Source organism: Maledivibacter halophilus, assembly GCF_900167445.1.
In the GTDB taxonomy this organism is placed as follows: domain Bacteria; phylum Bacillota; class Clostridia; order Peptostreptococcales; family Caminicellaceae; genus Maledivibacter; species Maledivibacter halophilus.
This window is the reverse complement of record NZ_FUZT01000018.1, coordinates 68,014-75,820: the sequence shown is the minus strand read 5'-3', so window position 1 is coordinate 75,820 and position 7,807 is coordinate 68,014. Positions and strand designations below refer to the sequence as shown.

Sequence of the window (7,807 nt, the reverse complement as noted above, 5' to 3'; positions counted from 1 at the left end):
ATAATTTCTAACTGTAAACATACAGTCTTTTTCTTGACTAAAATAGTAAATTAAGCTAAAACCTACAACTACTATTAATAATAGAAATACATAGCTAAATTTATGTTTCATTTTTACCTCCATTATATTTTAAAATCAATTATTATATAATTGTAATACAAACCTCTATGAAATAACAAATTTTCATAGAGGTTTGTATAAATTAAAATTTAAATTTATTTAATATAGCATTGACCAAGCCATTCAAAAACATGTCCATCAACAACAATAGTATAATCTCCTTCATCATCATTGTATGTAGAAGTTCTATAATAGGAGTAATTTGGATCCATTATTGTAAGTGTTTTACCACTACTATAAATTCTATATCCACAAACAACAACCATATGTCCTAATTTTCCATCGCCTTTGAAGCCAGCAATTATAGGTTTACCTTCATCGTGTATAACCTCTGATACTTCTTGACCTTCATAATGAGAACGTTTATTAACACCAGCATTTATATCATATATATCTTCAAGAGCATCTTCAGTATTAGATAAAGTTCCTCCTCTGCTATAGCTTATGCCAAGTATATCACATACTTGTCTAGCAGTTTTTCTTATATTAGTCCAGTACTGACCTACAGAAGCAGCACAAGCTGCCCAGCAAACATTGTCATTATACTGTCTAACTACAGGAACATGTATTGTATACTTGTCAGGTAATGTTCCACGTAACATAGCTCCTTTTGTTGAGGAATCTATGTTAGCTTTATAATCAGATTTTATTTCTGAAGTCATTATTTCTTTAGGAGCATTTTTAATATCGATTTTTAAATGTCCATTCTTATGCTTATTATTATGCTCAAGTTTTGCAGTTTCTAAATTATTTATTATATGTAGACCATCGCTAGATATTACAAGAGAAAATTTCTCATTATTAGAACTAATGAAGTTATTTATTTCATCGGCAAAATCACGTCCGAGTGTTGCCGTTAAAGTACCATTTTTACTTTTGGTAACACTATAAATAGCAACAATTTTATTATTTTCTAATACTGGATAATAAACTAAATCTTTAATAGTTGCATAATTATTATCAGCATCATAAGGGATTATAGGCTTACTAAGAGTAAGATTATCAAAATCTATACCTGTCATTCCAAATGCTTCCGGGTCTGATTTTAAATTATTTAATAAAAAACCTATATTTTTTTGTGCGAAATCTGTAACTGTTTCACTTGGTTGAAGACTGGCTATTTCTGCCTTAGAAACAATCATACTTGAGAATAGCATCATACCTACTAATAATATAGATAAAACTTTTTTAAACATAAATTTTATACCTCCGTTTTTTATTTTTTGTCTACTAATACCGATTGATATAATCGCTAAAAAATAGAGAAATGTAAAAGCATAGAACAATTATAATTTATATAATATTAAATATTTTACAATAATATGAATATGTACAATGATATTTGTTTCAACTCTATTTTAATAATTAGGATAATATTGAAAAGTATCCCAAATCAGGTCCTCTTATCCAGTTTACAATCTATTCCCCCTTAGCCACAAGCAAAACTTACCAGCTCCAAAACATTAAAATTTACAATTACTTACAATACCCTTCACTTCCTTAACTTCTCTGGAAACTTAGGTTGATGATATATAACATAAGAACAGGTTCCAGCTCCCATATTGGCAAAGAATAATGCTATAGAAGCTATACTACTTAGTAATAAACCTCTCTTTTTCATTTGTTTTGACCTCCTTTTCTAAAAATTGTCTTCCTCTATATACACTCTTTGTTACAAAGGGCGTCAATGTTAATGCTTCATTTAATATAGCCATGGCAGCTATATTGCAGTATATTAAAAAATCTTTTTTTATTATAAATATTATCAGTATTATTAAGCTTTCTAATAAAACTACTATAATACTTCTTTTTCTATACACTAGGTATTCTTCATTACTTAAAGGCTTGTTTGGTGTATCAACTGGAGCATATTGTAATACTAATAAAATTGATATAACTAAGATAGGTAATATCATAAAGGTATAAGGTATTATAAATATAGCTAGGACTATGGATATTATCATGGTTATTATAGTTAATATAAAACATCTAAAATATGTACTTGAATGGTATCCTCCTGCATTTATCCTTAAAATACCAAAAGCCATTATAAACACTATAGCTTCCTTTAGCCAGCCCAATCCATAGAATATAGCAAATATACCTATACCTTTAAATATACTTGCAATAAACATCTGCAACCCATACATGTAAATATCATAGTCTTCAAATTCAATTATATTTTTTTGTACTAATTGTTGAGTTACTATTCTACATATTCTATCAACCATATCTACCACCATTTAATTCCTTATTTACCTTATACTTTACATTTATTTATTATTTTTTCAATAGATTTTACAAAAGTGGTAGATGAAAGATGGTATTTGGTATGTATATTTTTCAAAAAAGGAAAAACGACTCTTTTTTATGAGTCGTTTTCAATTGGTATTGCAATATTTACTTTAAATATATCTGACTTATCTTCTATTTTTATTATTCCTCTATATTTTTCCACAGTTTGCTTTATATTTGTTAATCCAAATCCATGATTTTCAGTATCTGTTTTTGTTGTAAAGCCTTTATTATTTATTTTTTCTTCTAGTGACTTTTGTGAAGGTTTGCTATTTGCTACTTTTATTATTAAATTGTTCATTTTAGTATAAATATCTACTTCTATCAGTCTATTATCTTCCTCTATCTTCTCGCAAGCTTCTATAGCATTATCTAAAAGATTTCCTATTATAATTGATATATCTATGTACTCTATTGATATATTTGTATTTATATCTATTTTTGTATCTACTTCTATATTGTTCTTCCTTGCTTTAGTAATTTTTACATTTAATAATGAAGCAAGAATAGGATTCCCTGCATTTATTATTTGATTATGCTCATTTGTTTCATTAGTTAATTTTTCAATATATTCTTTAGCCTTTTCAAATTTCTTAATACTAATTAAACCATATATACATTCAATATGATTATTAAAATCATGCCTCTGAGCCCTTAAATTTTTAAGCATATCATCCATATTTTTCATGTAGAACTCCTGCCTTTTATATTCTTTTTCCTTTATACTCCACTGAACCTCCTTCACTGCATATTCCATTATACTTTTTATTATTTTTAGTATTAATATAGTAAATATTATAATTAACATAGATAATATAACTATATATCTTTTTTCACTTACTTTAATTAAATCACTATTTTTATAAAAATAAATTGCTGAAAAAATCATTATTATATTTAGAAATAGAACAAATAATAATTGATAGATTTGTGTTTTTTTGAAATATTTTCCTATTTTATATTTTATTTTTAGTGCCAATTCTTTAATTATTAAATATAAAGCTGTTTTAGATGTAATTCCTCCTATAATTCTGTACATACTCTTGTTAAAAAAAATCTCATAATTCTTATTTGTTATAAATATTATTAAAATTGTAATTATTATTTCAACTAAAGATATTAATACAATTCCTAATATAACAAAGAAAAAAACATATACAAAGTTTTGTTTAAATATTCCTTTAAAGATCATACTTGTAGTTGCTATCATTATTAATAAACCTTGCAAACTGGCAAAGCCTAATTCTTGATTAATATGATAATTGATCCCTGCTTGAAGGATTATCATTAGAAGTATTAATTTATTTTTTTCTCTTTTCCTTGTCAAAAATTTATCTGTAAAATAAAGTATTAAGGAAACATCCAATACAGCAAATACATAGTCCTCTATTAACCAAATATCCATAGAATCACCATATTATTCAAATAAATTTTCTTCTAAAATCTTTCTTATCTTTTTTTTATATCTTCTACTGACAGGGACTAATCTTCTCATATCCCTTAAATATATTTCCTCATCCTTTAATTCTAAAATTTTTAATGTATTTACTATATATCCTTGGTGGCATTGTATAAAGCTTTTTTCCATATCTAATTCTTTCTTTAATTCCTTAAAAGTTCCATAGTATTCAAAATTCCCTTTTAATGTATATACATTTATCTTATTAAGCAATTTTTCAAAATAAAATATATCTTCATACTTCAATTTAACTACGTTTTTTTTATTATTAATAATAAATACACTGTTTTTTTCTTTTAATGCCATTTTCTCCTTGAGTCTTAATATTATATCATCCATACAGCTTTTAAATCTTTTTTCAGTAATAGGCTTTAATATATATTGGAATGCATTTATATCGAAGGCTTCAAGGGCATAATCTTTAAATCCTGTTATATATACTATAATGCAGTCTTCATATTTAACCCTTATTTTTCTTCCCAGTATTATTCCATCTGTATCTTCCATTTCTATATCTAGAAAAGCTATGTCAATTTTCCTTTGTTCTATTTTCTTTAATAATTCTTCTCCACTTAAGGCTTGTATTATTTCTACTTGGCATTTTATATCTATTGATTTTATATATGAAGTTATTATTTCAACTATTGTTAATTCATCATCACAAACTGCTATAGTTAAAACCATGGATACCCTCCCTAAAAAATTCTTTAACGAAATTCTTTTAATCCTAGTTTTCATATATCCATAAAAAACCTATCTTCAATCTAAATTATAACAAAATTAGGCAATAAATCCTAGTTGAGGAAATTGCATAACTCTAATTTGGCAAAATTGCATAATATATATGGCATAGATTCGAAGATTTCAAAACAATATGTGGTAGTTAGTTTTTTGAAGAGGTAATTATGCAATTTGCTCAGTTAAGTATTTATTACCTATTTTAAGCTTTTTCATTATTTTTCTGTAGTTAAATAATATTAAACTTTAATTTTTTACTATACTTCTAGACTCAGTAATGTCATGTATAATATTTAAAATAATTTAGAAACTGAAATTTTACATGCAAAGGAACTTCTTCTTCAAAATACTGAAGGATAGGGTTTCTCTTTTCATAAAAAAATATAAACAAAATTCAGAAATTAAAGTATTTACTTTAAAATATAAATAAAATATATTGACTGAAAATTATAAATATAGTATTATTTAAAAAAGGAGGTAGTTTGTTTGACAATTATTGACAACATATTGAACAATATGAATAATTTGAGTAATAAACAAAAAGTCATAGCTGAATACCTTATTAAAAATAATGGTAAAGTAGGATTTATGAGTCTAAAGGATATTAGTCAAGAGATAAATGTTTCTGAAGTAACTATATTGAATTTTTGTAAGAGTATTGGCATTAATTCATTTATTCAATTGAAAAAATCCTTTCAACAATTAATAGAAGAACAGCTTTATGTACCAAATGAAATTAAATCTTCCCTTCAAGAGCTAGATAATTTAAATGATGTTTATAATAATACTATTCAAATACATAAACTTAATTATGAGAAGGCACTTAATAATAATGATATAAAAACATTTCAGGAAATATCAGATTTGATTAGCAACTCAAAGCGTATATATATATGTGGTCAAGGTATATCTAAAGTAATTGCTGATTATTTAAACAACAGACTAAAACTCATAAATATTGATAGTAAAATAGTAAAAGTTGGAGATCTTATGGAAGCAAGCATAGATTTTACAAGAGCTACGGCTGAAGATTGTTTTATTTTGATATCTTTCCCTAAATATTCTCAAAACATTATTAACATTGCTGAATATCTTAATCAAAATAACTTAACATACATAGCTATATCTGATAGTGATGAATCTCCATTAGCTAAAAATTCCAAATATTCTTTGAAAAATTATAGTGAATCCCTAGTTTTTCACAATTTTATATCCTCTACTATCTGCCTAATAGAAATACTAGTTGTAGTATTAAGCTTTAATATGAAAGATAAGCTAATCTTACATTTGGATAACCTAGAAAAAATCCAATCATTATTGTCACAGAATTTAGATAGTCAACAGCTGGATAGATAAATCTATTCAGTAAAATAAAAGTCTTTGTTATATAATAGCTTGACTTAAATACATATGTTTTTTAGCAATTAACTTTAGTAAGCTATCGTATTATTATAACAAAGAGAAATAAAAAATAGGGGGAATTTAAATGTTTAAAAAAACAACTATACTTTTTTTAGTTACTGTCCTTATAGTTTCCTTACTAGCAGGCTGCGGTGGGGATACTAATACAACTAATAATGGTGATAAGGCCAGTGAAAATGGCAATGCCGATGCTCCAAAAGAAGTAGTTATAGGATTAGCTGGAGATGCTTACTCTTTAGACCCATATCCATTAAATGAAACAATAACCAATGCTATAAATAATCATCTATATGATTCATTAGTATCACCTGATGCAAATTTGCAGCCTGAACCTTCCCTAGCAGAAACTTGGGATATATCAGAGGATGCCAAAACTTGGACATTTAATTTGAGAAAAAACGTTAAGTTCCATAATGGTAATGATTTTACAGCAGATGATATAATTTATTCCTTTGATAGATCAAAAGAAGAGATGTCTGCCTTTAAATATTGTTTATCTACAGTTGAAAGCTATGAGAAAATTGATGACTATACTGTAAAGGTTGTATGTAAAGACCCAAATGCATTACTTCTTGCTCATTTAAAGGATTTAATGATTTTAGACAAAGAAACATGTGAAGGTCAAAATGATGAATGGATTGCATTAAATCCTAATGGTACTGGTAGATATAAATTTGTTGAACATGTTAGAGGAGATAAAATTGTATTTGAAAGGAATAATGATTTTTGGGGTAAGCTCCCTGATGTAGAGAAGGTAACATTTAAGCCTATTACTAATGAAGGTACACGTACAGCTAATATGGTTTCAGGTTCTGTTGATTTTATAGCTGATGTGCCAGTTAGGGATATAAATATGCTGCAGTCAAAGGATAATATACAGATTGTATCTCAACCTAGTTTAAGGGTTATATATCTTAATTTAGCAGGTTGGACAGACAATCCAAGTAAGGATGCAGATATGCCGCTAAAATCTCCAGATGGTTCTAATCCCTTTAAAAATATTAAAGTAAGAGAAGCAATGTATCGTGCAATAAATGAAGAGGAAATTGTTGAAAAAATAATGAATGGCTATGCAACACCTGCTTCAACTTATATTCCTGACGGATTTAATGGTTACAATCCGGATATAAAAAGATTAGGTTACGACCCTGAGTTAGCAGAGAAACTTCTTGATGAAGCCGGATATCCAAGGCAAGATGATGGATATAGATTTGAAGTTACTCTAGATGCATCTAATGATAGATATATAAATGATGGTGAAATTGCAACTGCAGTGGCAGGATATTTTGAAAAGATTGGTATAAAGGTTAACTTAAATCTAATGTCAAGAACTATATTCTTTACATATATAAGTGGAACTAATAAAGAAGGAGATAACACTCATTTATGTATGACAGGATGGGCTGACAGCGGTGGAGAAAGTGCCCTTATGGGATTAGATCTCGTATATAGTATGTCACAAGATGGATATATGAAGCAAGGTTATGGTGGAGTTAATAGAGGATATTATCAAAACCCAGAGGTAGATAAATTAGTAGATATGGCTATAGCAACAGCTGATCCTGGTGAAAGAAGTAAGATAATGCAAGAGGTATGGAAAATAGCAGCAGATGATGTATCATATATACCCCTTCATTTCCAACAAGATATATATGCCCATAGTAAGGATATAAAATACCATCCTAGAAAAGACAATTATATACATGCTTGGGATATGGAATTTGTTAAATAAATTATAGATATTCCAGTAAAATAGTTAATTTATACATATCA

The 7,807-nt window shown here is 27.0% G+C and carries 7 protein-coding genes; 2 read left to right on the top strand and 5 right to left on the bottom strand.

From position 1 onward, the window contains the following. Positions 1-215 precede the first annotated feature (215 nt). From B5X81_RS24075 to B5X81_RS24055, 5 genes are all read right to left on the bottom strand, one after another. Positions 216-1,316 carry a papain-like cysteine protease family protein gene (locus tag B5X81_RS24075; protein WP_079495579.1) on the bottom strand — a complete coding sequence of 367 codons (1,101 nt, stop codon included), beginning with the start codon at positions 1,314-1,316 and terminating at the stop codon, positions 216-218. A gap of 296 nt (positions 1,317-1,612) precedes the next feature. Next, positions 1,613-1,741, bottom strand: coding sequence for a cyclic lactone autoinducer peptide (locus B5X81_RS24070; RefSeq protein ID WP_079495578.1), 129 nt, complete (start codon positions 1,739-1,741; stop codon positions 1,613-1,615). After that, positions 1,713-2,351 carry an accessory gene regulator ArgB-like protein gene (locus B5X81_RS24065; RefSeq protein WP_170917585.1) on the bottom strand — a complete coding sequence of 213 codons (639 nt, stop codon included), beginning with the start codon at positions 2,349-2,351 and terminating at the stop codon, positions 1,713-1,715. Before B5X81_RS24065 ends, B5X81_RS24070 begins: the two co-directional genes overlap by 29 nt. A gap of 137 nt (positions 2,352-2,488) precedes the next feature. Then, complete coding sequence (locus tag B5X81_RS24060) at positions 2,489-3,820, bottom strand: sensor histidine kinase (protein WP_079495576.1); 1,332 nt, start codon at positions 3,818-3,820, stop codon at positions 2,489-2,491. Between the two features lie 12 nt (positions 3,821-3,832). Beyond that, a complete protein-coding gene (locus B5X81_RS24055; RefSeq protein ID WP_170917584.1) occupies positions 3,833-4,558 on the bottom strand; it encodes a LytR/AlgR family response regulator transcription factor in 726 nt (241 codons plus the stop codon). A gap of 540 nt (positions 4,559-5,098) precedes the next feature. On the opposite strand from B5X81_RS24055, the gene B5X81_RS24050 reads away from it, so the two are divergent. Both B5X81_RS24050 and B5X81_RS24045 read left to right on the top strand, forming a co-directional pair. After that, entirely contained in the window at positions 5,099-5,968 is an 870-nt protein-coding gene (locus tag B5X81_RS24050; protein WP_079495574.1) for a MurR/RpiR family transcriptional regulator, read from the top strand. A gap of 130 nt (positions 5,969-6,098) precedes the next feature. Beyond that, on the top strand, positions 6,099-7,766 hold the full coding sequence (locus B5X81_RS24045; RefSeq protein ID WP_079495573.1) for an ABC transporter substrate-binding protein: 1,668 nt from the start codon (positions 6,099-6,101) through the stop codon (positions 7,764-7,766). Positions 7,767-7,807 lie beyond the last annotated feature (41 nt).